The sequence below is a fragment of the Paenibacillus macerans genome (assembly GCF_900454495.1).
Lineage (GTDB): Bacteria > Bacillota > Bacilli > Paenibacillales > Paenibacillaceae > Fontibacillus > Fontibacillus macerans.
This window is the reverse complement of record NZ_UGSI01000001.1, coordinates 3,995,571-4,020,167: the sequence shown is the minus strand read 5'-3', so window position 1 is coordinate 4,020,167 and position 24,597 is coordinate 3,995,571. Positions and strand designations below refer to the sequence as shown.

The 24,597-nt window shown below is 52.4% G+C and carries 30 protein-coding genes; 23 read left to right on the top strand and 7 right to left on the bottom strand.

Annotated features, from left to right (window positions below):
* Nucleotides 1–9 precede the first annotated feature (9 nt).
* From DYE26_RS18135 to DYE26_RS18125, 3 genes are read left to right on the top strand one after another with little or no spacing between them, the layout of a single operon-like run.
* Nucleotides 10–1,731: a cache domain-containing sensor histidine kinase gene (locus DYE26_RS18135; RefSeq protein WP_036626039.1), complete on the top strand. Its 1,722-nt coding sequence runs from the start codon at nucleotides 10–12 to the stop codon at nucleotides 1,729–1,731.
* 38 nt (nucleotides 1,732–1,769) lie between these two features.
* Nucleotides 1,770–3,134 (top strand): ABC transporter substrate-binding protein, encoded by a 1,365-nt coding sequence (locus DYE26_RS18130; RefSeq protein ID WP_036626038.1) that lies wholly within the window; start codon nucleotides 1,770–1,772, stop codon nucleotides 3,132–3,134.
* 5 nt (nucleotides 3,135–3,139) lie between these two features.
* Nucleotides 3,140–4,747: a response regulator gene (locus DYE26_RS18125; RefSeq protein WP_227872970.1), complete on the top strand. Its 1,608-nt coding sequence runs from the start codon at nucleotides 3,140–3,142 to the stop codon at nucleotides 4,745–4,747.
* Nucleotides 4,748–5,430: 683 nt separating this feature from the next.
* On the opposite strand, the gene DYE26_RS34565 is transcribed toward DYE26_RS18125, so the two are convergent.
* Genes DYE26_RS34565 through DYE26_RS18110 form a run of 3 tightly spaced genes read right to left on the bottom strand, consistent with a single transcriptional unit; the run spans nucleotide 5,431 to nucleotide 9,226 of the window.
* Complete coding sequence (locus DYE26_RS34565) at nucleotides 5,431–7,788, bottom strand: CotH kinase family protein (protein ID WP_115311244.1); 2,358 nt, start codon at nucleotides 7,786–7,788, stop codon at nucleotides 5,431–5,433.
* Nucleotides 7,789–7,810: 22 nt separating this feature from the next.
* A complete protein-coding gene (locus tag DYE26_RS18115) occupies nucleotides 7,811–8,509 on the bottom strand; it encodes a DUF4956 domain-containing protein (protein WP_036626036.1) in 699 nt (232 codons plus the stop codon).
* Between the two features lie 3 nt (nucleotides 8,510–8,512).
* Nucleotides 8,513–9,226: a polyphosphate polymerase domain-containing protein gene (locus DYE26_RS18110; RefSeq protein WP_036626034.1), complete on the bottom strand. Its 714-nt coding sequence runs from the start codon at nucleotides 9,224–9,226 to the stop codon at nucleotides 8,513–8,515.
* Between the two features lie 266 nt (nucleotides 9,227–9,492).
* On the opposite strand from DYE26_RS18110, the gene DYE26_RS18105 reads away from it, so the two are divergent.
* Entirely contained in the window at nucleotides 9,493–9,750 is a 258-nt protein-coding gene (locus DYE26_RS18105; protein WP_124333567.1) for a hypothetical protein, read from the top strand.
* Between the two features lie 91 nt (nucleotides 9,751–9,841).
* On the opposite strand, the gene DYE26_RS18100 is transcribed toward DYE26_RS18105, so the two are convergent.
* The 3 genes from DYE26_RS18100 to DYE26_RS18090 form a co-directional block, all read right to left on the bottom strand.
* Entirely contained in the window at nucleotides 9,842–11,650 is a 1,809-nt protein-coding gene (locus DYE26_RS18100) for a SulP family inorganic anion transporter (protein WP_036626029.1), read from the bottom strand.
* Nucleotides 11,651–12,232: 582 nt separating this feature from the next.
* Nucleotides 12,233–12,598, bottom strand: a complete 366-nt coding sequence (locus DYE26_RS18095; RefSeq protein WP_036626027.1) for a hypothetical protein — start codon at nucleotides 12,596–12,598, stop codon at nucleotides 12,233–12,235.
* Between the two features lie 141 nt (nucleotides 12,599–12,739).
* The gene (locus tag DYE26_RS18090; RefSeq protein WP_051985701.1) at nucleotides 12,740–13,159 is read right to left on the bottom strand and encodes a helix-turn-helix domain-containing protein; all 420 of its coding nucleotides are present in this window, start codon (nucleotides 13,157–13,159) and stop codon (nucleotides 12,740–12,742) included.
* A 331-nt stretch (nucleotides 13,160–13,490) separates the two neighbouring features.
* Between DYE26_RS18090 and DYE26_RS18085 the strand changes: the two genes are divergently transcribed.
* From DYE26_RS18085 to DYE26_RS18060, 6 genes are all read left to right on the top strand, one after another.
* A complete protein-coding gene (locus tag DYE26_RS18085) occupies nucleotides 13,491–13,706 on the top strand; it encodes a helix-turn-helix domain-containing protein (RefSeq protein WP_036626025.1) in 216 nt (71 codons plus the stop codon).
* 13 nt (nucleotides 13,707–13,719) lie between these two features.
* The gene (locus DYE26_RS18080) at nucleotides 13,720–14,064 is read left to right on the top strand and encodes a hypothetical protein (protein WP_036626023.1); all 345 of its coding nucleotides are present in this window, start codon (nucleotides 13,720–13,722) and stop codon (nucleotides 14,062–14,064) included.
* 172 nt (nucleotides 14,065–14,236) lie between these two features.
* A complete protein-coding gene (locus DYE26_RS18075) occupies nucleotides 14,237–16,303 on the top strand; it encodes a Mu transposase C-terminal domain-containing protein (protein WP_082207936.1) in 2,067 nt (688 codons plus the stop codon).
* 15 nt (nucleotides 16,304–16,318) lie between these two features.
* A complete protein-coding gene (locus DYE26_RS18070) occupies nucleotides 16,319–17,266 on the top strand; it encodes an AAA family ATPase (RefSeq protein WP_036626021.1) in 948 nt (315 codons plus the stop codon).
* A gap of 16 nt (nucleotides 17,267–17,282) precedes the next feature.
* Nucleotides 17,283–17,708 (top strand): hypothetical protein, encoded by a 426-nt coding sequence (locus DYE26_RS18065; protein ID WP_036626019.1) that lies wholly within the window; start codon nucleotides 17,283–17,285, stop codon nucleotides 17,706–17,708.
* 83 nt (nucleotides 17,709–17,791) lie between these two features.
* Complete coding sequence (locus tag DYE26_RS18060) at nucleotides 17,792–18,058, top strand: hypothetical protein (protein ID WP_036626017.1); 267 nt, start codon at nucleotides 17,792–17,794, stop codon at nucleotides 18,056–18,058.
* Between the two features lie 40 nt (nucleotides 18,059–18,098).
* Here the strand turns inward: DYE26_RS18060 and DYE26_RS33530 are convergent, their stop codons facing one another.
* A complete protein-coding gene (locus DYE26_RS33530) occupies nucleotides 18,099–18,272 on the bottom strand; it encodes a hypothetical protein (RefSeq protein WP_164815237.1) in 174 nt (57 codons plus the stop codon).
* Between the two features lie 107 nt (nucleotides 18,273–18,379).
* On the opposite strand from DYE26_RS33530, the gene DYE26_RS18055 reads away from it, so the two are divergent.
* The 13 genes from DYE26_RS18055 (at nucleotide 18,380) to DYE26_RS18000 (ending at nucleotide 24,597) form a co-directional block, all read left to right on the top strand.
* Nucleotides 18,380–18,670, top strand: a complete 291-nt coding sequence (locus DYE26_RS18055) for an AbrB/MazE/SpoVT family DNA-binding domain-containing protein (protein WP_036626015.1) — start codon at nucleotides 18,380–18,382, stop codon at nucleotides 18,668–18,670.
* Nucleotides 18,667–19,308, top strand: a complete 642-nt coding sequence (locus tag DYE26_RS18050) for a hypothetical protein (RefSeq protein ID WP_036626014.1) — start codon at nucleotides 18,667–18,669, stop codon at nucleotides 19,306–19,308. Before DYE26_RS18055 ends, DYE26_RS18050 begins: the two co-directional genes overlap by 4 nt.
* A complete protein-coding gene (locus tag DYE26_RS18045; RefSeq protein ID WP_036626011.1) occupies nucleotides 19,305–19,739 on the top strand; it encodes a regulatory protein GemA in 435 nt (144 codons plus the stop codon). Before DYE26_RS18050 ends, DYE26_RS18045 begins: the two co-directional genes overlap by 4 nt.
* The gene (locus DYE26_RS33525; RefSeq protein ID WP_164815236.1) at nucleotides 19,732–19,899 is read left to right on the top strand and encodes a hypothetical protein; all 168 of its coding nucleotides are present in this window, start codon (nucleotides 19,732–19,734) and stop codon (nucleotides 19,897–19,899) included. The genes DYE26_RS18045 and DYE26_RS33525 overlap by 8 nt, the downstream gene beginning before the upstream one ends.
* A gap of 242 nt (nucleotides 19,900–20,141) precedes the next feature.
* Nucleotides 20,142–20,996 (top strand): ATP-binding protein, encoded by an 855-nt coding sequence (locus DYE26_RS18040; protein ID WP_036626009.1) that lies wholly within the window; start codon nucleotides 20,142–20,144, stop codon nucleotides 20,994–20,996.
* 213 nt (nucleotides 20,997–21,209) lie between these two features.
* Entirely contained in the window at nucleotides 21,210–21,374 is a 165-nt protein-coding gene (locus DYE26_RS33520) for a hypothetical protein (protein ID WP_164815235.1), read from the top strand.
* Between the two features lie 14 nt (nucleotides 21,375–21,388).
* Nucleotides 21,389–21,643: a hypothetical protein gene (locus DYE26_RS18030; RefSeq protein ID WP_036626007.1), complete on the top strand. Its 255-nt coding sequence runs from the start codon at nucleotides 21,389–21,391 to the stop codon at nucleotides 21,641–21,643.
* Nucleotides 21,644–21,662: 19 nt separating this feature from the next.
* Complete coding sequence (locus tag DYE26_RS18025; protein ID WP_051985699.1) at nucleotides 21,663–22,103, top strand: hypothetical protein; 441 nt, start codon at nucleotides 21,663–21,665, stop codon at nucleotides 22,101–22,103.
* Between the two features lie 15 nt (nucleotides 22,104–22,118).
* Complete coding sequence (locus tag DYE26_RS33745; protein ID WP_063836331.1) at nucleotides 22,119–22,763, top strand: hypothetical protein; 645 nt, start codon at nucleotides 22,119–22,121, stop codon at nucleotides 22,761–22,763.
* Nucleotides 22,723–22,974, top strand: a complete 252-nt coding sequence (locus DYE26_RS18015) for a hypothetical protein (protein ID WP_036626003.1) — start codon at nucleotides 22,723–22,725, stop codon at nucleotides 22,972–22,974. Before DYE26_RS33745 ends, DYE26_RS18015 begins: the two co-directional genes overlap by 41 nt.
* A complete protein-coding gene (locus DYE26_RS18010) occupies nucleotides 22,952–23,662 on the top strand; it encodes a glycoside hydrolase family 73 protein (protein WP_036626001.1) in 711 nt (236 codons plus the stop codon). Before DYE26_RS18015 ends, DYE26_RS18010 begins: the two co-directional genes overlap by 23 nt.
* 45 nt (nucleotides 23,663–23,707) lie before the next feature.
* Nucleotides 23,708–24,025: a Mor transcription activator family protein gene (locus DYE26_RS18005; protein WP_036626000.1), complete on the top strand. Its 318-nt coding sequence runs from the start codon at nucleotides 23,708–23,710 to the stop codon at nucleotides 24,023–24,025.
* A 116-nt stretch (nucleotides 24,026–24,141) separates the two neighbouring features.
* Nucleotides 24,142–24,597, top strand: a complete 456-nt coding sequence (locus tag DYE26_RS18000) for a hypothetical protein (RefSeq protein ID WP_036625998.1) — start codon at nucleotides 24,142–24,144, stop codon at nucleotides 24,595–24,597.

Below are 24,597 nucleotides of genomic sequence, written 5' to 3'. Positions count from 1 at the left end.
ACACCAAACATGAAGCTCCGTCGAAAAATCTTGCTGGCTATTATTCTTCTTGTGTTTATTCCCGTAATCCTGATGGGGTCGATATCGTATTACAACTTTTCAAAAGCGATGGAGAACAAATCCAGCAATTTTTACTGGGTTTCGCTGCTGGAGACCGACCGCAAATTGAAGTTTGCGCTGAACGAGGTTGCGACCGTGTCCAATTCGGCGATCACGCAGCCGGTCATTCAAAAGCTGCTGAAACAGCCGGACTTTGCCGTGACGTACGAGCAGAAACAGGATATCAACAATTTGATCAACCATCCGATGATCACCTCCTTCGGCCTGTATTCGAAAGACAAGCTTAAATATCAATTAAATGAAGCGATGTCCTTTGAAGAATTAACAAAACAAAGCTGGTATGCGGCGATGATAGCGGCCGAAGGCCGTCCGGTATGGGTCGGCCCCGGCGAGAACGGCTCGGCTTCCGCAGGGAAACGGGTTCTGATTCAAGCGCGTTTGATTAAAGATTACTATTCGCTGGAGGATATCGGCGCGGTTGTCATTTACGTCAAACCCGATATTCTGGATCAGGTATTTTGGGATGCCGCCACGTTAAAGCAGGGGGATATTCTGCTGGTCAACAAGCAGGGGAATATCGTCTTTGACAAGTCCGGCGAACATATTGGGGAACAAACGGAGTTTCCTTTTTTGACCCGGGGGGATTCGGGCGAAAAAGGCTACTATACGGACAAATATCAGGGCGAGAAGTCGCTGATCACTTATTTGCCTTCCCATAACAAAGATTGGTTTCTGGTAGCGATCACCCCCAGCAAGCTAATCGCTTCGGAATCGCTGTCCATCCGCAATATCGCCATCGTGCTGGTGCTCGTCTCTTTGATCTCCGCGTTTCTGTTCGACCGGTTTTTCGTGCGCCGGCTCGTCCGCAGCATTATCGGCGCGGTTAACGGGATGAAACGGGTGCAGCAGGGTATCTTCGTACCGATTACCTCAACGGTGAGCGCCGGGGACGAAACGGATCTGCTGGTCGACGGCTTCAACCGGATGAGCACGCAAATCAGCGAGCTGATCGAACAGGTCCAGACGGAACAGGCGAGAAAAAAGGAAGTCGAGCTGCAGGCCTTGGTCGCCCAGATCAATCCGCATTTTATTTACAATTCGCTCGAATCGATCAATTCGCTGGCGGTGTTGCAGGGGAACAGGGATATCAGCAAAATGGTCGTGTCCTTGGGAAAGCTGCTCAGAATCAGCATTAGCGAAAATCAGCAGCTGATCCCGCTTTCGATGGAAATGGAGCATGTGCGGCATTATCTGGATATCCAGAAATTCCGCTTTGAGGACAAATTCGCTTACCAAATCGAAATCCCCGAGTCTCTGAAGTATTACAAAACCCAGAAGCTGATCGTTCAGCCGATCGTGGAAAATGCGCTGTATCACGCGATTGAGCAGATGGAAGAGAACGGGATCATTTCCATTACCGCCAGGGAAGGCGAGCGGGATATTTTGATCGACGTCATGGACAACGGTCCGGGCTTTGACTCGGATACGCTGATGCATTTATGGAGCAAGGACTGGGGCAATTTGAAAAAATACCGGGAAAACGGCGTGGGCCTGAAAAACGTTCACGAACGGCTGCGCATCCGGTTTGGCGGTTACTACGGCATCATGATATGTTCCTCTCCCGGATTCGGATCGATTATTCGCATCCGCATTCCGAAGATACTTCAATGAGCTTTATGCGAAAGTCTAACGATGAAGGGGGAGCCGCCATGCGCAAATGGTTTTTGAATTGGGGTTGGATCGTGGTTTACGCGTTTGTGCTTGCCGTATCGGTCCTGGTCATCGCCGCCGACGGGCATGAGCCGATCGAGGAGAGCCAGACGGACAAAATTACGCTGACGTTCCGCCATTTTTGGATCAAGGAGCATGACCGCCAGATGCTGAACATCGTCGAGGATGTCGTGGACGAGTTCCAGCGGACGCATCCGAACGTCAAGGTGAATTTTGAAGGGATGGACCAGACCGTCCATCGCGAGCAGAAGCTGAAAAGCGAAATGGTGACGGGAACGCCGCCGGATATGTTCGTGTTGTTTGGGGGCGCCGAAATCGAGCCGTACGTTCGCTCCAACCGGTTGATGGACCTGACCGGTTTCGTGAACGAAAACGGGCTGCAGGGAGAGTTTCAGGATCTGCATCTGTGGACATTTAACGATCGCATCTACGGGCTGCCGATCGAGGGGAACGCGGAGCCGCTGTTTTACAACAAGGAGATTTTCCGGGAGCTGCATTTGGATCCGCCGCAAACACTTGACCAGTTGAACCGGGCGGTCCGGGTGATCGCGGCGAGCGGAATTACGCCGTTTGCGCTGGGCAATGAGGAAAGATGGCCGGCCGCGATTTTTGCCCATTATTTAATGGACCGGTACGCGGGACCCGAGCTGATCGATGATCTGGTGAAGGGTGAGGGGAACCAAAGCTTTGTCAATCCCGGCTATATGCAAGCGTTTACGCATTTGGAGGCGTGGATTGACCAGCACGCGTTCAGCATCCCGGCCAACGATATGTCGACCGAAGAGGCCATCGAGCTTTTTACCAGCGGGAAAGCGGCGATGTATCTCAACGGGAGCTGGGACATCAATCTGTTTCATAACGGGAAAGCCCCGGCCGAATTCCAAAACCAGGTCGGTGTTCTCCCGTTCCCCGCCTTGACGCAGGACGGGGAGAAATCCCTCGCCGGGGGATACACGATCGGGATCGGGTTGTCCTCCAATCTGGATGAAGCGAAGCTGAAGGCGGCACAGGAGCTGCTGCGGGGTTTTTACACGGAGGAGGTTCAACGGCGGATCGTTTACGAAGCGCTGCGGATTCCATCGATGAAGATTTCCTACGATTCGAAAAAAACGGGGCCGGTATTCGCGCAGGTTACCCGGTTGATGGAACAGAGCCCGCCGAGTTTTGTGCCTTACGATAATGTCCTCTCTCCGGAGGTCAACAAAACATTTCTGAAGGTGCTGGGGGATATGATCGACGGGAGAAATTCTCCGGATGAAGCGCTGGAGCAAATTCAACAAACTTCGGAACAGTATTGGCGGCTGCGCAGGAGCTCCGCCCCCGAAGACTCGGTTTGGAGGTGAAGCAAGTGGAAGCAAAGCTGGATAAGGCGGAGAAGTACCGGGTTATTTTGGTCGATGACGAGCCGGTCATTTTACGCAGCCTGAAGGTGGCCGTACCCTGGGAGGAACTGAACCTGGAGATCGTCGGGGAAGCGCGGAACGGGGAAAAAGCGCTGCAGCTCGTCCGGGAGCTGTCCCCGCACATGATTATCAGCGACATCCGCATGCCGGGTATCGACGGGATCGCTTTGATGAAAAAGGTGCTGGCCGAAAACCCCAAGCGGCTGTTTATATTCATCAGCGGGTACGGGGAGTTTGAATATGCCCGCGAGGCGCTGCGGGAAGGTGCCTTCGATTATTTGCTGAAGCCGATCGACCATGATGAGTTGATCGAGATGATCCAGCGGGCCAAAAAAAACCTGGAAAAGCAGATGGAGAACGACAAGCTGCTGCATTCCGTCCAGGTTTTGTCGGTGCTGGCGCGCGAGCGCCTGTTTGCCGAGTTTATCGAGGGCAATCAGGGGCAGAGCCCGATTCAGCATATGCGCTGGCTGGAGAACAGCGAGCTGGCGCAGGAGTATTTTATGGCGGTCATCCAATTGGACCACTATATGAAATTGAACGAGCAATGGACCCCGGAAGAGCGGCGGTTGTGGCTGTTTGCGATCCGCAACATTTTGGGGGAATGGTCGATGGCAAACGGCGCGCTGACGGTATTTCCTTTTCATGGCGGGGAGTGGGTGCTGCTGTTTCCGGGTTCGCTCAGCGCGAAGAAGGAGGAGCTTGGCGGCGACGTCATCCGCCAAATCAAGATGAACACGAAATTGTCCTGTTCCATCGGGTTCAGCCAGCTGGCGGCGGGGATGGAGCAGTTAAGCGAGGCTTACCAAAGCGCGGCCAAAGCGCTGTACCGGCGGTTTTACAGCGACCGGGAAGGCGTGTTTCTCGACTCCGGTTCGGGTTCGGGGCTGGAGGCGGTCCGGGAAGCGAAATATCCGAAGCATCTGGAGGCGGCGCTGCTCGAGAGCATTCGTACACTGGACAGGGAGCGGCTGCTGGGTACTTTTGACGAGACGAAACGGTATATTGAAGATCAGGCGTTCACCAAGGAGATGGCCGAGCGGATGATCGTGGAATTGACGGTAGTGCTGTACCGCCAGTTTGAGCATCTGAATTTATCGATGGAATGGCCCCTGGAAGGGCTGCTGCAGGAGCTGCACTCCCTGGGCGCCCTGCATGAAATGATCGGTCTGCTGAAAAGCAATTTCGGCAAATGGATTACCGACAGCCGGGAGAACCCGTCCAAGGAGAATGTCCAGAATGTGATCGGCAAAACCCAGGAGTACATTCTCGGCAACTACCACAAGGACCTCAGCATCGACGAGGTTGCCGAGCTGGCCGGCCTCAGCATCAGCCATTTTTGCCTGCTGTTCAAGCAGGTGAGCGGATATACGTTCCTGGAATACTTGACCCAATGCCGTATCGAGAAAGCGAAATTCATCCTCAAGAACAGCCATGTCAAAGTGTACCAGGTTGCGCCGATGGTCGGCTACCAGGACCCGCGTTATTTCACGCAAGTGTTCAAAAAAGTCACCGGCATGACGCCAACCGAGTTCCGGGAGGCGGGGGCTTAGTAGATTTAGGGGACTTAGCAGATTTAGTAGATTTGCGAGTAATGCACCTGAAACTAGTAGAATGATCCGGAAATAATATGGCTTATCTGCGGACGGGGGCCATGGATCGCGTTGTGCTACTATATTAGTCTTGTGCACAGTATTATCCCCATGAAATAGCGGAACTTTAGGGTCTTATTTTCCGAATTTGAGCCTATTCATCACCATAGGGGAACATTTTGGGTCTTATTTTTCGATGAACAGGCCGAAAGGCGGACCTTTGCCACTAAATCTTGAAAATAACGCCATAAAATTCCTCTATGATTACGCAGCATAGGGGATGTCGCGGAAATAGCGCCCTTTTTTTCCTTTATGTTGTCACCCGAGATCTTCAATAGACTATTTTGCCGTTTTCTCAAGTCTTCACTTGCCATCATGCTAATGTTAATTCCAGAATCGTCTACTAGATATCGATATTCTCATTGGATATATCCAATTCAATTGGAAATAAAATGGCAGATCCGGCAGCTTGATTGGATATTTCCAATGTGAGTGTGAATGCTGCGCCCCTAACGCCTGCAAATCTAACGCGTGAAAAAGGCAACCCTACCTGAATGTGATCAGGATGAGGCTGCCTTTTAATTTTATGGCGTGGGTTAGCCCGTACCGATATTCTTTAAGCTGCTACGTTGGCCGACGTTTTCTCATAGCCGTTTTCTCCGGTAGAAGGCGATAAATGTGGCGGACAGGATCAGTACCAGCAGAGAAACGCCAGTGAGGATCGCTTCGATGCGGTTGGCGGCTTCGTTTCCGTTTCCGGCCCCTTGGCCGAAACCGCCCGGGCCGCCGCCCCTTGGACCGCCTCCGCCCATGGGGCCGCCGCCCCCCATCGGACCATCGCCGCCCATCGGACCATCGCCCGTCGGGCCGCCTCCGCCGGAAAAACCGCCCTGGCTTTGCCCGCGGTCTTCGCCCATGTTCCGGCCGCCTTGCCCCTGGTTGCCGGCGGCGCCGTTACCTTGCTGCGGGGCTCCAACCTGAGCGTTTTGCCCCGGTTGTCCATCCGTCAGCGCATCGGGGGCAGAGGTATCGGCGGTTTGCCCGCTCTGCGTGCTGGCTGCTGCGAGCTCGACGTTTTGCCAGCCCTGAGCGTTAGAGCCGTATTTGCCGCTCAGAGCGGCTGAGAATGCACCGGTTTTGCTTTGTTCACCTTGTCCGCTTTGAGTTTGGCCCTGCTGATCACCCTGCTGATCGCTCTGCTGGTCATCCTGTGCGTTTCTGTTGCCCGGCACATTTTGGTCAGCTTCGGGATTACCGCCCGCCTCGGGCATGCCGCCGTCACCCATAGGGGGCATACCGCCCATGCCACCCATACCGCCCATGCCGCCGCCGCTGCCGGAGCCATCTCCGGACGAGGGGATCGTTCCGGCAAGCTGCTGCGAAATGTTCTCTATTTGACTGGCATTCGTGGCGATTAATTGCGTGACGGCCTGTCCGAATTCTTCAAATGTGTAGAACGCCGTAGGATCGGCTTTGACATATGACGCAATCATTTCGGACAGTGCCGCTACGCGCTGGCTAAATGCTTTGTTGGCCAAAAAGCCGTCTACCGCCTGCTGGAGAATTTCATGGTAATAGGCCTTATACTCATCGACCGCAAGAAGCTTTGCTACCAGGGGCCGTTCGGAAACGGCGCCTTGCGTCGGCTCATCGATCAACAGGCTGCTTCTGCTCCGGTTAGTCCCGGCCCCTGCTTGGGCTGGTTTGCCTCCTTCGGCAGCCGTGCCTCCGCTGCTGCCCGCCGCGCCGTCTGCGGCAACTCCATCTGCCGCCCCGCTTGCGGCAGTTTCACCCGGCGCAGCACCGCCCGTCGCGCCGCCTGCGGCAGCATCGCCCGCCGCAGCCGCGCCTCCGGCACCGCCGCTTCCCTCGGCGTCAGCGGCGCCGTCCTTGCCGGAAGCTGTGCCGTTCGCACCGTCTGCACCCGCCGGCGCATTCGCCGCGCCATCCCCGCCGGCCTGAGCATTTGCAGCGTCATCCCCGCCGCCCGCTCTGCCGCCAGGGCGGCCCATACCGCGGCCCATGCCGCCGCCCATTCCTCCAAACGCCATGTTATAGTCCCAAGGCAGAACGGAGAAGACGCCGTCATCTTCGTACAAATAGTAGTTTTGTTTGTTTCCGCCGATATAGCTGTCCATATTGTTCGTCAGCACATTCAGCGCGATGTAGCCCAAAGCTTCCTGCACATCGATGTATTTTTCGTAATTGCTGCCGTTATTCAGCTCGTCCAGCATTTTGATCAGAATGTCGCCGTTCGTCGTTTTCGACTTCCGCTCAAGCCCGGTGTAGGCGTCCGGATCGTCGCCGAGCCATAGCAGATCGCTGCCGCTGCCGGTCATTACCCCTTTATACAGGGCGCCGTAAGAGTTCCCGAAATTTCGCTCAAGGTAAGCGTCGCCGACCTGCTCCACAGCCAGGTAAAATCCCCACAGCTTGCCGTTGATATAGATGTTCACGAACGAATGCTTTGGCGTCGGCAGCCCCATCTCCTCGGCCAGCTCATAGGTCAGAAACTCCCGCATATAGGAGGCGTCGCTGTAGTTGTTGTTCAGATTGATTTTTTGAATGCCATCCAGCGTTTGTTTGACATATTCGTCAAAAGAAAGCTTAAAGCTGTACCGGTCGGAATCGTCCATTTGCACGACGCTGCGCAAGCTCAAATTGCCTTTGGTGCGAATCCCGACATTATCGAAATGCAGCCCGTTGTAGTCGACGGATGCCGTTTTGAACTCTTCGGCGCTGGCGTTGTCCAGCATATCCTGAAAATCGTCCTCATCGATCGTAATCTTCACATCGACGACCTTGTCTTTCGGAAACACTTCTTCATCCAGCTTCTGCTCCTCCACCGAGACCACAGGAACCGCCGTCTTCCCGCTGCCGGCCAGGCCGCCGGAACCGCTCGCGAATACACCGGCGTTGTAAACGGCCTCGCCCGCGATCAGGCCGAAGAACAGAAGTGCGGCGCCGATCCAAGCCAGAAGCCGGGTCCCTTTGCGCTTCATCCTCTTCACCTCCGCTTTCCGCCTACGCCACGTAGTCGCCGTTATAGCTGATTAAGACGGCATTTTTGACCCCGCCAAGCTCGGAGATCCGGTTGATGAACTTCCCTTCCTGGTCGCGCAGGCGCACCTCCAACGTGATTTCGATGTTGCCGGGAGTCACGTTTTTTTGCTTCACATTGTACCGTTTCACCAGATTGCCCATCTGCGTGTGGATGAGCTGCTCGCTTTCGTCGTTTTCGCAATTGACCACCAGCAAATACGGCGTTTCCAGCGAACTGCTCTTAATAAACAGGAACAGGATCAAGCCGACGATTGCCGAACCGAGCGCCGCCAGCGTGTAAAATCCGGCCCCGGCGACGATCCCGGCCGCAGCGGCCCAGAACAGGAAAATCAGATCGGTCGGGTCCTTGATCGGAGTTCTGAAACGAACGATCGACAGCGCGCCGACCATCCCGAGAGACAGCACCAGGTTGGAGTTAACGGCGATGATCACCATCGCGGTCACCATCGTCATACCGATCAGCGAGACGTTAAAGCTTTTTGAGTACAACACCCCGCTGAACACCCGCCTGTACAAAATGTAAATGAACAAGCCGATCAGAAATGAAACGCCCAGCGTAATGATGATTTTGGAGATGCTGATGTCCGAAGCGAAATTGTCCAGAATCGATTTTTTAACGATGTCGCTAAAATTGGTTGTTCCCGTATTGTTTGTATTCATAAATCAATAATCCTCCCATGCGTTGGTTTTCGAATATTTGCGGCAAATGACGTATTTGGACGCCGATTGCTGACGCAGCCCTTCCAGCTGCAGGGCCGCCCGGAGGTATTCCGGGATGTATCCGTCGTATTTCACCTCGAGGATGATCAAGTTGTCGTCGATCGCCGGTACGGCCCGCAGGTCCGCGTCAAAAATATCAAGGGCGCTCAGGCCTGTCCTAAGCTCCTTGTCAAACGTGATCCGCACGTTGCCGTTACGGCAGACGAACGGCTCGCGCACGTAATCGACGATGACCTTGGGGGCGAGGAGACGATCCTTCATCTCATGATACAGCTCCATCAACAGCGGTTTATCAGGGTTGCGCAGCGTCTCGATCCGGCCCGCCATGACCTCGTCGTACATCTCCCGGGTTAAAGGCTCCTTCACCTTGGCGATGAAGTCGCCTTGCTTGATTTTTTTCTCGAAATGGATCAGGTTGTCCCGGCCATTGTAGATGCGGATCCGGTATTTGCGCCGGCCATGGACGCCGCCCAATTTCTCGTGAAGCGCCGAATTGTCGATATCGTCAAAATAAAGGCTGCGGATATGGTATTCGCCGCTTCTGCCCGCATGCTCGTCATGCTGCGCCAAACCCCTTAACCTTTGGCGAATCACAAAATATTGGTGGCGGTTGACCATGAATTTTAGTTCGTGGCGGAATTTCAGCTTTTGCTTCATAAACTGCACCTCGTTTTCATGTGACGCTTGTTACTTGACTTATCCTACCAGCAGTGGCTGATAATTGACTTAAGGAAACCTGAAAATCAACTGAATGTTTTTACACAGCGTTAATAAATGTGAAAATTAGGGAATTGCATTTTTGACAGCGGCGAAGGTGGCTTTATCTTTAGGGGAATCGGAAGGAGTCATTTGCATGCGAGGTGTGGAGATGTGGCGCGGACTGTTTATCGTAGGGTTTACTGTTGGCGGAGGCAACGATCGGTTTGCAAAAGAACGATAAGCCATGGGCAATCGTGGCGATGCACCGCCCGGCCCGGCCTGTGGAGGCAACCAGTACGAAAGCGGAGGTTTGGATCAAGGTGTTCGAGGAATTGCGGAGCGGAAAAAACGTCCCCGCAGGGGAAGGGACCGTGTATGTCGTGGCCAACACCGCCGGTCCCAAACTTAACGAGTTCATGCGGTTCATTTTCAAAATAATAAACGGATGTTCGCCGGAATCATCGTCAGCGAGCGTTCGCTGAGCTACAAAACTTATGACGCCGACGGCAAGAAGCTGGACGAAGCCGTGCTTACGCGCTAGTATTTCCGGCGCGGAGCGGACAAATAGTCCGCCTAAACCGTAGCCTTGCCTTCCCGAACAAGCGCTCCCGGCCGTTCCGGAAGCACGTGCCGCGCAGCCGCCGGCGGCGTGGCCTGGGACCCGGCGCCTTCCGCCGTTCCGCACAGCCCGGCGCATTCCCGGAAAGCGAAGTGTTTGCAACCGCGGCATTTTTCGTTATTGATTAGGCCTAGCGCGTAATTCAGTGCATCTCCGGTATTTTCAAAAAAGTGCTCTTCCCCCATCCTATACAAGCATCCGGTTTTGGCCAGCAGCTTGCGCGGCTGAGAACGCAGGCCGGAGACGAGCACCGTGATTTCCGCGCCGCGCAGCCGCTTGACCAGGCTCGCGAAGTTGGCTTCGCCGGTCGTATCCATAAACGGAACCTTGCTCATCCGAATCAGCACAACCCGCTGCAGACCGTCCTCGATTTGCGAAGCGAACCGGTCAAACGCCTGCGATGCGCCAAAAAACAGCGGCCCGTCCACGGTAAATATGGACACCTGCGGGCAGTCGTGATCCTCCGTTACCACATGCGCTTTGACCTTTGCGTTGGCGGAGGAAGGATCGGGCAGCACTTTGTCCACGGTCAATAGCTCGCTCATTCTTTTGACGAACAGCACGACCGCGAGGATCAGGCCGACCTCGACGGCCGTCGTCAGCGTCGTGAACACCGTCAGCAAGAAGGTGACGAGCAGGACGAGGGAGTCTCCCGTCCGCGTTTTGAGCATATGGGCAAAAGCTTTGCGCTCGCTCATATTCCACGCCACCAGCATCAGGATCGGCGCCATGCTGGCGAGCGGAATGTTGGAGGCGTAAGGGGCGAACAAGGCGACGATCAGCAGGACGACCACGCCGTGAATGACCCCGGAAAAAGGGGAAACCGCCCCGTTTTTGATGTTCGTCGCCGTGCGCGCGATCGCCCCCGTTGCCGGTATGCCGCCGAACAGCGGCGCGGCGATGTTGGCGATGCCCTGCCCGATCAGCTCGCGATTGCTGTTGTGGCGGGTGCCGGTCATGCCGTCGGCGACCACGGCCGAGAGCAGCGATTCGATGCTGCCGAGCAGGGCGATGATCAAGGCCGGCTGCAGCATCGGCCGGACGCTGTCCCAGGCGAGCGATATCGGGTGAAAGCCCGGCAAGCCGCCGGGAATGGGACCGTAGGCGGAGCCGATCGTCGTCACCTTGCCGGGGAACAGCCAGGCCGCCGCCAGCGTGGATATGATGATGCCGACCAGCGAACCCGGCACTTTCGGCAAATACTTGGGCGTAAGCAGCAGGGCGGCGAGGCAGATGCCGGCCGTCAGCACGCTGTAAATATTTAAGCTAGGCAGCCGCAGGACGATCTCTTTCATATTTTCATAGAAATATTCATGCCGCTCTACCCCGCGAAGACCAAGGAAATTCCCGATTTGGCCGCTAAAAATCGTCACCGCGATGCCGGCCGTAAACCCGATCGTCACCGGCCGCGGAATAAATTTGATCAGCGCTCCGAGCCGCAGCAGCCCCATCAACACGAGAAAAACCCCGGCGAGAAAGCCGGCGATCAGCAGGTTTTCGTAACCGTATTGCATGACGATCGCCAGCAAAATCGGGATAAACGCTCCCGTCGGTCCGCCGATTTGAAACCGGGAGCCCCCAAGCAGGGAGATTAGAATCCCCGCCACAATCGTGGTGTAAAGGCCGTATTCCGGCTTCACCCCCGAAGCGATCGCAAACGCCATGCCCAGCGGGATCGCCACAATGCCGACGATGCACCCCGAGATCAAATCTTTGCGCAAAGCCGCCATCCCGTAATTTTTAAAACGTCCTGTCCACTTCATCCCTATTGTACGTTATCAGAATAAATGACAAACATGAGATATCCAAAAAAGGCGTGGGAAATGGCGGGAAATCCTGATTCTATGCGGGTTTAGGTGGGATGAAGAACGAATGAGCGTGACAACTATCTTGAGAACATCGAACACGGAAAATAAAAAAAACGGATTTGCCACAAAAACGCCAGAAACCCTTGCTGCATAATGGGATTCGGGCGTTTCGTGATTTCGTCGAGAGTTGATCGAACAGAATTGCTAGATCAAAAACGCCGCCGCGTTAGAACGTTGCGTTATCAAGGGTTAAAAGTCGTTCTTACGATATGTAAAAACTTAAAAAACCGCTATGTCAAAGGGTTTTTGGCGTTACAACATTCAAGGCGTTTAGTAACGTTTTGTCTCCGATCCACTGGAAAAGTTGCAGAAATGAATGGGACAAAACGCCGAATGTTGAAGAATTGGTCCCATTGCAGTAATGACGCGGGTTTTCGGCGTTTTTCACCGCCTAAAATCAGCCTTGAGCAATGGGACACAATTCTGCACAAAAAAACTAACAAATTATCCTGAAAAAAGAAGTTAAAAAAGGCGTTGTTATACGCCCTTTTTTTTGTCCATGTCATCTATCCATTCGAGTGCCCTTATATGTAACCCCCCAGTAACAAGCAGCGCGATTACTCCAATGACAATCGCAGCGGCAATTCCTCCTAGATGCAAGCCTATAACACCACCGATAATTGCCCAAAACAGTGAGAGTAGAACCATAAGAACGACCGCGAGTCGTCGAATTACAGTCAAGACAATCATTCCGATCAAGGAGATTCCGAACAAAACCCACGATCCGGTGAAAATGATGATGGCGACAGATATTACGAATATTTCACCATACAACCAATTTGAAGCAGTATCGTTAAACTTAGCTTGTGTCACGCCGCGTCTAACTTGAACTTCACCTTTCAAAAAAACACCTCCCTCGCATTGACGATTTACTATACTTCTTTGATGCCAATTTTGCTATGTAACTGGAACTATTTTACTACAAAAACAGGGTCTTTGCGACTAAAAAAAAGATTAACAAGTTAATCAAAACAGGCGAAAAAATTAGCCCACATCCTTAGCGGCGGCTTCTTCTCCATTCATCAATTTGGATGACATCCCCACTCTTTGGTGTTGGGGGCTTCCTCCGAGAATAGCGTCAATATACCCTTCGACTTTCAGTTTCTCTTTTTCGGATAGTTGCTGAATTTTATTGATTAGCTGATAATCGACATCGGATGTTTCGATATCGAATCCAGAGGTTTGTTCTGATTTCGAAACACTTTCTTCTCCTGTTAAAAACCAGTCCGAAGAAACGTTAAAGAGTCGGCAGATAGCAATTATTGTTTGTGCGGAAGGCTCGTAGCTATCACTCTCATAATTGCTTATATTCCCTTTCTTTTTACCGATCATCTCCGCGACCTTTTCTTGGGTTAAATTGTGTTTATTTCGCAAAAAACGCAGTCTTTGACCGATTGTTTCCATATCGAACCTCTCCCATATAAAATTACTTAGTCAGTTGCGAAAACGAATCGAAAAAGGTTGACTTGTTTCGATATCGCAACTATAATTAAGTTAGATTAACAAATTAATCATCTAAGAAATTATAGCAGACATCACGATTCCCAAACAGCGCAAGTATGTTCGGCGCTTACTGCTCTTTGAAAACCGAATATCACTGATTGTTTACGCAGCAAGCAAACAGCTTGTTGCTTGACATAGATTTATTCTGCCCTGGAAAGGGGGGGCGCAAACCAGGTAATAGTAGGAGGCGTCATCACATCACGACAATGCAGCATGGAAGGAGTGATAGCAGTTGGAAAAAAGGAAGCTGACTCCACTCGGGGTGATTATCAGAAAACGACTGCTGGATAAAGGAATGACTCAGTTGCAACTTGCGCAAGAGGTCGGAACAACCAAGGTCTATTTGAACTATATTCTTCACGGTGAGCGACCGGGCAAAAAATACCTTCCTCGAATCCTTGCAGTGTTGGATATTGACCCCGAAATTGTCCGTCAGCACATCGCATAAGGAGTGAAAAGCTTTGACGAATAAAGTGAAATTCGTCGAGAATGCTGAAATGTTGAGCGCCTATAAGAATGGATTTCAACAGATCGGCGAGATGGTGAACGGCATTGACCGCTTCACACGTCATTCGACTGGCATCTTCATTGAAACAATTATCAAAGCGAATGAAGAGCAGCTCGGCAACATCCAGCAACAACGGACACAGCTCGAAATCGACATCAAGGAATTCCTGGCTTACGCCAATAGCAAAATGAATTACCTGAATGAAGTGGAGGCGTTCTTGCTGGAGCAGAAGGCGAAAGCGGAACGGATGGCCGAAGAGGCGCGGAAGTCGCTGGAGGAAGAGCAACAGGAGGTTTGACACGATGACGAGCACATCAGTAAGGAGAGGAAGACAAAACGAGGTTTGCGGACATGGAAAAGGGGCGCTCCCACCGCTCAAAGTTGGACGCTCCCCCCGTACCTTGAATAGTTAGAAAACTATTCCCCTCCATTCTAGCATGTGCGCTCAATTCTGGAAAGGAGGGAGAGATTTGGCCGAAACCTTCATCACGTTGGAAGAAGCCGCCGGGCTTGAGGGTGCAAGTTACGAAGCTATAAAGAAGAAAATTCAACGTAACCCCGATGCCTTCAAGACAAAATACGAACAGACTCCAAGCGGTGGAAAGCCTCGAGTCCTTATCTCGCTATCCTCTCTCTCGAAAAAGGCGCGTAGAACCTGCAAGGAAAGGCAAAGCATCGAGGGAGAGGACGTTGTGATCAAGGAACGAACTAGCTCGGAAGATGTGCCATGGTACATCGACGCCGATCTGGATGGCTATATCAAGAAATTTGGCAAAAGGTACTATGAAGCGGTCGAGCTGGCAAAGAACATCCAGGAATTTTTGAACTATGCCGACCGCGACCGGACGGGGTTTTCCGAAGAATTTGCCGCCAAGCTCGGCATGAGCCAGCGCACGCTTTACCGGTATTCACAAGCTTACCTTGAAGCAAGCGCTTGGGCGCTCAAACTCGGGAAGCAGGACGGCAAAAACTACGATTATTTAAAGGTCCTGGCGCTATGCCGAAAGCCGAAGGAGACTTTCACGTTTCCGTCGCTCTCCGATGCGATGAAAGCCTGGATCGAAAACCTATGGTTTGACAAACGCTTTGCGGAGAACCAGGGCACAATTGACATGCTATACACCAAGCTGAAGCAAGTAGCCTCGGCCAATGGGTGGGACTATCCTAGTTACCCAACGGTAGCGCGTTACATCGGTTATTTGATGGAAGTCAAACGCTATAAAAACGCGCATTTCCTGGCCGAAAAAGGCGAACGAATGTATCGGAATAAAAAGCTGCGCAAGGCGCTGCAAGATATGCAATCCGTGCCTGTTATGGGCTTGGTGCAAGGCGATGGTCACACGTTTGACGTTTGGGTCGAGTATACGCACCCTAACGGCAAGAAAACCGCGATTAAGCCGATCCTGGTCGCCTGGATTGACACGCGAAGCCGCTGCATCGTCGGCGATATCATTTGTCACACGCCGAGCGCCCAGGCCATTAAGCAGTCCTTGCTCAACATGATTTATAACGAAGTCGGCGGCGTTCCGCAATGGATCAAGATCGACAACGGCAAGGATTTCACTGCCGAGACCCTGACAGGCCGCAAGCGGACCGAGCGGATTAGCCTAGACAGTGAAGCCATCGGCTTCTACCGCAGCATCGGTATCCAGGACGATTTTCGTTCCTTGCCCTATCAACCTTGGGGCAAGGCGGCTATCGAGCGTTTCTTCCTGACACTGGTCAACCGGTTCGAGAAGTGGCTGCTTAGTTACACCGGCACCCTGACCGGATCGCGCACATCCAGCAAGATCAAGAAGGACATTCCGGGAATGCTGGAGCGCGGCGAACTGATCACGATGGATGAACTTTGCACCCTCTGGCGTAAATGGCGCGACGAGGAATATCACACCCGGCAGCACCGGGGCCTGAAGGATCAGGGCGAACAATGGCATACGCCGCTGGAAGTGTTCCAGAACGCCGAGCGGTACTTCACAGCGGTTCCGCCAAGATCGGTCGCCGCCACATGGCTGATGCAGGCTGAAGAAAGGGTCCGCGTCTATCAAGTTGGTATTCGCCGGTTCGGATACGAATATCGCGCGCCTGAACTTGACGCCTATATCGACGATTACGTGAATATCAAATGGGACGCTAACGATGTTACCCGGCTGTATGTGTACGACCGGATCACCGGTGACAAAATTTGCGAGGCCGAAAGCCAAGAGTTGCTCCAGATCGCCCCGCGCGCACCGCAAAAGGCGCTGGAAGAACACAAGCGGGCGCAAAGTCAGCAACTCAAGGCGGACAAACAACGCCTGAAGGAGCTGACCACCCCACTGGAAGAGCGGATCGGGCAGCATATCGACGCCCAGGGAAACCTTGCAGGCATGTTTATTGGTCAACCTACAGGGAAATCGTCCAAAGTGGTGGCACTGCCGCAGGATAAACAATATAAGGAAGAAATTCGCAGCAAAAAGGCTCGTCCCGCTGCTGTAGAGAACGATTTTTACCAAAAACGTGCCGAGAAAGCCTTGGCGAAGCTGAAGGAACTCGGCTGACGGAGGGATTTTAAAATGGCAATGGAAGCCACGAAGCTGTACACGATCAAGACGGACCTTGTTGTCCGCATGAATGAATACATGAGCCAGACCCAAAACACCATCACGGAATTGGCAAAGGCTATGGGCGTATCCAGACCGGCCCTATCCCGCTTTTTATCGGGTAAGTACGATGCCGAAAACACAAAGCTGGAACCGGCGGTTGCCAAGTTTTTGAACGAACATAGTCAGGTAACTGCAAGGTCTGCAATTCCGATGGTCGCCCCTAGGTTTTTTGCTGGTCACGATGCCCGCGATATCCTCGGTTTATGCACCGAATGCCAGGAGTACAGCAAGCTTGGCGTCGTTACGGGTAAAACCGGCTTCGGCAAAAGCCACGTGCTCAAGCATTACGCAAAAATGCAACGTGTCGCTTACATCGAATGCGACGATTCCATGGGTTGCAAGGACCTGATCGATTCCATCGAAGCCGCTCTCGGCATCCCGCCCACCCCCGGCAGCATTTACCGCAAGAAACAGGGAATCATTCAATTTTTTGAAGTCAATAAGGGGTATCTGCTGATTGTGGATGAGGCCGACAAGTTGATCAATAAGTACACGCAGAAAAAAATGGAAATTCTCCGCTCCATTTACGGCGACGCCCGCGTCGGCCTGGTTATCGCCGGGGAGCCAAAGCTGGAGTCGCTGATTAAAGGCTATCTGGAGCGCTTCGCGAACCGGGTGGATGCCCGGACGGCGCTTGTCGGCCTCACAGAAAAAGAAGTCCGCGACTACCTGGAGGGCTTCCCGTTCGAAGCGGACGCCCTGGAAGAAATGGTCGTTCGCGGCACCAACAGCAAAACCGGCTGCTTCCGGCTGCTCGCCCGAACACTCGACAACGTGCTGCGTGTCCATCGAGAGGACGGCGGAGGCACCATTTCGCTGGACACGATTATTAAAGCCAGCAGCATGATGATGCTGTGACCAAGGAGGAATTTCAATGAATAACGCATTACCGATTAGCAGGGTTGCCCGCTTGTATGAAGTCCTCGCACACATCAAGAGCTTCCCGACTCCAATCAAGCCGGTCGCTATCATGGCTGGTATCGACGAGGACGACATACGCGACTTAATCGCCCCCAGTCTATACACCGTGATTGACGACCACATTCAGCACATCAATGCCATGAAACATCTGGAGAGCGTAACCATCGTCGACGCGGACTTCCTCTATCGCACTAATGGCGTAGCGTCATATGTAAAGGACGGGCGACCGGCTTGGTTGTTTGTGGATGGTTACGAGGACAGGAGCAATTTGCGCCTGGACATGTTGGCCTGGTGGCTCGGTGCAGCGCTGGACGGATCGAGTGATCCTTATAAACCGTGGACGAAAGATGATGCTTTAAGGCGCTTTGACAATCAATAAGGTTTCGCGGCATCTAATTCCCGCCGCTTACTATATAGCCCCGGATTGCTCCGGGGCGAGATCACACCAAGGGAGGGGAATGAATGAGCGATCAACTCGAATCCAGTCATCATAAGGTTTTCGGCAACCTGAATGACATGCCAAGTTTTGAGTGGTCCGATCTTGACGGAAAGACGCTGGATATGGCCGTTTCGCGTGATGAATGTGGCATAACTGTTGCTGGGATCGACAAAGGAACGGGCGTGATCTATGTCCTGCATCAGCAGATTTTCCCAGAAGAGCGTTTGAGGCGGTCGGTTGATAAATTGGCCGGGGAACTAGCTGACGCCCTTGAGCGATCCATGAAGTAAAAAGCCGCCGTTCTGCCAAACGACGGCTTCGGGAGCACGGTTATTCTTGTTCCTGCTTCTTCAGCTCTTCGTGGTACTTGATTAGCATGAGCTTCGTTACCTTGGATGACAGGTTCATCATCGAGTTTGCAAGCTTGGCAATACCGGGTTCGACATCCTTCAAGGCGCTGGAAACCTCTTGAAGCGATTCAAGCCTGATTTTCTCAAAATCCAAAGCGTTTCCCCTCCTTTCTCTTCATCAGTCTAACAGGTGCGGAAGCATTTGTTTACCTAGGGAATATCGACGGGGTTTCGCATAATGACAAAAGGAGGAATTTCTGAATGAAAGAATTCAACAAGAAAATCAGCAAAGGCGGCTCCGTCACCCTTCCGGCGGCACTCCGCAGGGAGTACGGCCTGGCAGGCGGCGAGCGGTTCAAGATCATCGTCGATAGCGAGGACGGCTCGATCCTGCTGCAACGCACGGAAGGAAGTTGCCTCTTCTGCCAATCCGACAAGGAACTGGTCGTCTATTACGGTCGCTTCGTCTGTGCGACATGCGCGGAAAACATGGTCGCCCAAGTCTTCGATGCCCGGCTGGCTGGGGCGCTGCAAGGAGGCGCGGCGGAATGACGAATGAACGCCTAGCCGGACTGGCCGAACTGGTGGACGAAGGCATCCAGCTTGATAGGAAAATCAAGGAAGACGAAAAGCGGCTGGACGCGATCAAAGCCGAATTACAGGCGGCAGCGGTCGAAGTCATGGACAACAAAAATTTGAAGTGGCTGCAAATCTTCGGCAACGACGGACATTTCAACGTGGCGCAAAAGGAGAAATTCGAGATCGATGATTATACCACGCTGATCGAAGTCATGGGCGAAAAGGCTAAGTCGAAGATCGTTCGCGAAGAGAAAATCAAATACACAACGGAAACGAGGTTTAAGGCGGCACTGATTGCCCTATTCAAAGATGATTTTTCTACCGACGGCCAAACCCTGGATGATGTGCTGGCAGGATTGGGATTGGATGCGACGACGATTAAGTCCGTGAAAAAGAAGCTTAAAGGCGATTACCTCAAGGACAAAAGAGTTTTGGAGAGTGTGGGCATCACCGGCGAATGCGAGGAAGAGCTTGACGTGATCCGTCAGATCAAAAATACGCAGTTGATTGACCGTTTCTTCTCCAAATTGACACCGGAGCAGCTCGCACGGGTTCGAAAATCCGTGTTTGTTGAAGATCAGATCGGCGTCGGACTGGAGTATGAGCAATGAGCCGGGCGGGCTTGGAGAAGCGGACTCCCGAGCAAAACCGCAAAATATGGGCGCTGGCGGGCGAGTTGGGTTTTGATGAAGGGTTGCTACGCGATGTGGTGGAGCGCCTGACAGGCCAGCGCAGCACGTCTGCCCTGACCGTTGTCCAGGCTAACCGGCTGATCGACGAGCTAAACCGGATCGCCGGAAAGCCGCAGCCACCAACCACTTCCACCCGTCGTCCTGGTATGGCGACACCGGAGCAGCTCCACAAAATTCGAACCCTGGAGCGTGATTTAGGCTGGGCGGACAATCCGAAACGCCTTCAGGCATTCATGAAAAAGTACTGCGGCGTCGCCCGCCTGGAATGGCTGCAATTCGGCCAGGCGACGACGCTGATCGAATCCTTGAAAGGCGTTCTGCGCACGGAGCAGAACCGTCATCATGGATAAAGCGAAATCCAACATCATTGATTACCAGGTTTTATATGAGCGCCTGAAAGACGGATCAGCAGCCACATGGACGCGGGAAATGGAGTTGTTTTCCCGCCTCTATTTTTGGAAAATCAACGACACACGAAAGGAGGAACGCCCAAGTGTCGAACCTACTTGATAGATACACGCCAGCGCAGAAGTTAGTTATTGAAGTGTATTGGGAAACGATACGCTTCACCCGTCGCTCGGGGAAAATCTCCGAGAACATTAAGCAACGCGAATATGAATATTGGGACAAATTCGATGCTGATGTCGTAATCCAATCCCTGTCAACACATATCGAGAAATATCCAACCCACCGGGAGGATTACACTCGGGGTATCATGCGGAACAAGCGGAACCAAAAAGGAGGCGTAGCTCATGGAAGCAATCGGCCAATACCTCCCCGACCTGCTGCAAAGAATCGAGGCGCTGCGAGCCCAGGGCGCGACGCAGACGCCCAAGAAGCCTTCCGTCGAAGACTCTCCGGTCTTTGATTGCCCGAAGTGCCGGGACGAAGGGATCGTCTTCAACGCCGAACGAAACGTCTGGTATCAGTGCGAATGCATGGAACGCAAGAAGCTGCAACGGCTCATGAAGTCAACGAATATGAGTGAGGACGCGCTGTACAAGACATTTGACAACTTTGTCCTGGACGGCGCGGACCCCCGCGTCTTGAATGCCTACGAGTTGGCCCGCGAATATTCGGACGGCCTAGTCGCCCGGATCAAGAAGGGACAGGGCTTGAAAGGTGTCCCTTGGTTTGGGCTGCTGGGAACCTCCGGTAGCGGGAAAACGCACCTGGTAACGGCGATGGTCGCCCCGCTTATTGAACTGGGCGTTCATCCCCTCTTTTTCAATTGGGTGCAAAGCTTCACGGAATGGTTCGCTTATTACAGCAAAGAGGACGAGGCATACATGGTGGAGGACATCCGCCAGAAAATATACAACTGCGATTTGCTCGTCGTGGACGACGTTTGCAAGGAGAGCCAAAAGGACAATTGGATCAGGGAATTTTATGGCATTGTTGATTACCGTTATCGCAAGCAGCTTCCCATCGTGTACACCAGCGAATACTTCCATGAATTGATTGGCTTCCTTTCTGAAGCGACGGCAGGCCGGTTGTTCGAGAAGACGAAAAGCCCGAAGGGCAAGAAGTATCTGGGCAAAATGCTGCTAGCCGAAGGCGAAGACCCGCTGGCGCTGAATTATCGTTTCAAGGAGCTGCTGTCATGATGACCCCCTCGGTGTTGACGGATACGACTGGAGCAGCCCATATCATAGCCGTTAGGCGTCATCATTTATTCAATATTTGCGACCAGTTGAAATTGGAACGTCGGTTGATCCGCTGGAGCTATGACCTGCGATGTTACGTGCTAGTCGTTCGCACTGAAAACAAACGGGCCGTTCTTCGGTTTCTCAAAATAAATGGCAAAGGAGGCGATTTACTTGCGCATGCAACTGGGGATGTATGAAAAATACGAATGTGTAGACTGTGAGGAAACGTTTTATGTAAAGCGTTTTTCTGAACCTCATTATTGCCCTTTCTGTGGAGACCCGAAGATCGAGCATGATGGCGTATTCTTTGCATCAATGGAAGAAACATCCGATTAAAAGGAGGTCTCACTATGCCTTGGGGGAAACAAGAAACGCGCCAACAGAAAAGTGATCCGATTTTATTCGCGCAGCAAAGGGACCCGGACTTATGTTTCGTCCTATTCCCTTCGGCCAACCTTACGGCCTTAAGCGCTGCGGTTAGCCTGGAAAGCCTGCTGCTACAGGTGCGGCAGCAGCCCGCTGCTCGTCAGATCGAGACGATCAGTTATGATCCCCAGGCGCGACGAATCGATATTCACTTCGTGCCAAGTTCTCAAAATAAATGACAAGGGAGTGTTGCAAATAATGGAAGAAACAACTCAAGGGGAGCGGATAAATCGCCCCATCACTCCGCAAGACTGGAAGGACATTGAAAAAAAGCTACATGATTTTTACGACCGGGTTGAGTTGATTTGTGACGGCTATTATGTATCACTCGTTTTGCGAAGGTACGGCCAGTTCCGAAATGTGATTGCCGTTTACGTGAACGGTGTCATAGAAGGCAAATGGTGGATTGAGGATTGCGAGGAACGTCGCCGATTCTTCTGCCCGCGAACCAAGGACATGATGACCAAAAAGGACAAAGCGGATTTGAAGAAAATCTCCAAAAAGATGCTGAAGGAAATGGAGGCTAAGAGCAAATACACCCATTATGAACCCTACTGGTCTTCATTCCGCTTGTTGAAAAGCCATCTTATCAAGAATAACAAGGTGATCGAGATGGTGGTCACCAATGCCAACGAATAAAGGACGGTGAGAAGCATGAACAAAATCTATATCGCATCTTCTTGGAAGAATGCCGAGCAGGTCCAGACACTTGCCGCTCAATTGCGGGAAGTCGGATTTCAAGTAGATGATTTTACCGACGATTCACGCGGGCGATTTGTGTTTCATTATTCCGAGTTTGCAGGCTTGGAAGAACTGGACGCGATTAGTTTCTTGCAGCACGACCAGGCACGTAGGGCGTTTAACGAGGATAAAAAGTGGCTGGATTGGGCGGATGCGGTGGTCCTGCTGCTGCCTGCCGGAAGATCGGCGCACCTTGAAGCGGGATATGCTAAAGGTTGCGGAAAGCGCCTGGTAATCTATCAGCCGGGCCGGTTCCCTACTGGTGAATTTGACGTGATGTATGGTTTTGCAGACCTGATCACGGCATCCTTTGCGGATATGGTCGCCTTTCTCGCCGAACCACGCAAGCCAGAAGGTTCGCCTGTAATCATCGACATGGGCAAGTTGGAAGACTGGCCGATCACACATTTACGCCGGGCTTGCCAGAAAAATAAGGTCAAAGGGTACTCCACCATGAGCCGGTCCGAGCTGGTGCAGGAAGTACGAAACATATTGAATTCAAAAGGCGGTGTTAGCAATGGAACCGATCATCAAGACGAAGTTGGAAGTGGTGCTTAAGCTAAAGGACATTGAAGCGACCTTAAAGGCGCGCGGGATCGCTGTTACCCAGGCCAATATCAAGCGCCTGGTCGGCCTGATCCGGGACACGCCAATCTCCGCAAATTCGGAATTTTTCGAGAGCGTTCCGACAGACCGGCAAATTTTGCTCATGTATGGCTTTACATTCACCAAGGAGGGATCGGAAAGTGGCAAAATTAACGCGAGCTGAATTTATACGTAAACTTGCACCTTTCGCTATTGCGGATATGCATATCAGTGGGGTTCCCGCCTCCCTGACCATTGCCCAAGGGATACTCGAATCCGCCGATGGCAATAGCAGCTTGACTGTCCAAGCGAATAACCTGTTCGGTATCAAGGGTAAAGGAACGGCAGGTAGCGTCACCATGCCGACGAAGGAATTTTCCGGTGGAAAGTGGATTACTGTCAACGCCCCATTTCGTAAATACAACAATTGGGGCGAATCGGTCGCCGACCACTCGGCCCTGATCGTGAACGGCGTGAGCTGGGACAGGAACAAATATCGGAAGGTATTGGGCGCCGATGGACGGACGGCGGCGTGTGAGATCGCCGAAGCCGGTTACGCCACTGATCCGACTTATGCCGATAAGCTGATCCGTCTCATGAACGACTGGAATTTATATCAATACGATATTAAGGAGGAAGATCAACCCATGACAGCAACTGAAAAGAAAGCATTTACGGAACTGCAAGCCACTGTCAAAAAGCAAGCCGAACGCATCGAGGAACTGGAGAAACAACGAGATATTCCCGCCCCGGAATGGGCTAAAGAGGCAGCGAAATATTACGCTGACCACATGGACACCAAGACCGGTAGCATGGATTTTTGGCGCACGTTAGTGATCCAATACCGCAAGGAAAAAGGGATCACCGTTTGAGTTGACATTTTTTCAAATCTGCTATAATGGGGAGGTGAGTACCCTTTGGAGGATTGGGTTAAAGAGCTTACGCCGGACTTGATCCCAGAACGATACCGGCCTATTGCCGATTTAATTGGCCTCGAAAACCTCATTAAGCTAGCGAATTATTCCAAGGGGGACATCCTCTATATTCCATCATCCGACTTCTTTCTAAGACCGATTCGGGATCGGCGGATCAGAGAGGAATATAAGGTCAGCAACTCCCATCATCTCGCCAAAAAGTATAATTTGAGCGAGAAACGTGTTCGGGAAATTTGCGAAGGGTTAACCCCCGAGCCGGAAAGAGATGAAAATCAGTTAGACCTTTTTGAATTACTGTAATGCGGCGGTGAAACTAAGGGGTTCCCCGTCTAAAATGATCATAAGCGTTGTTATAAGCTACCAGTAGGTGAAAACCACTCGGTAGCTTTTTTTATTTCATTCAAGGAGAGGATCGCATGCAAGAAATGGCGCAAGACATATTGTTAAATCTGGCTTTGGCGGTTTTGACGTTGTTGTCGTCCTATGCTCTGTATTACCTCCGTAAGGCGAAGGCCAAGGTTTCTGCCGAAGCGGCGAAAATCGCGAACGACGATCAGCGGGCGCTCGCCCAGGCGGCAATAGCCCGACTTGATGACGTGGCGACGAAAACGGTCAAGACCATCGAGCAGACGACAGCCAAGGAGCTGCGGCGCGCCGTGAAAAACGGCCAGGCAACGAAGGAAGACCTTACCGCTCTCGCCAAGCAAGCCTACGGCGAAATCGTACGCACGATGGAGCCGGACTATCTCAACGCGCTTAAGTCCACGCTCGGCGATTTCGAAAAATACATCAAAACGACAATTGAGGCGAAGGTTTTGGAGCTAAAGCAAAACGCTGTCATATCCGAAGCGCTGGAGATGCGGGAGGTATAA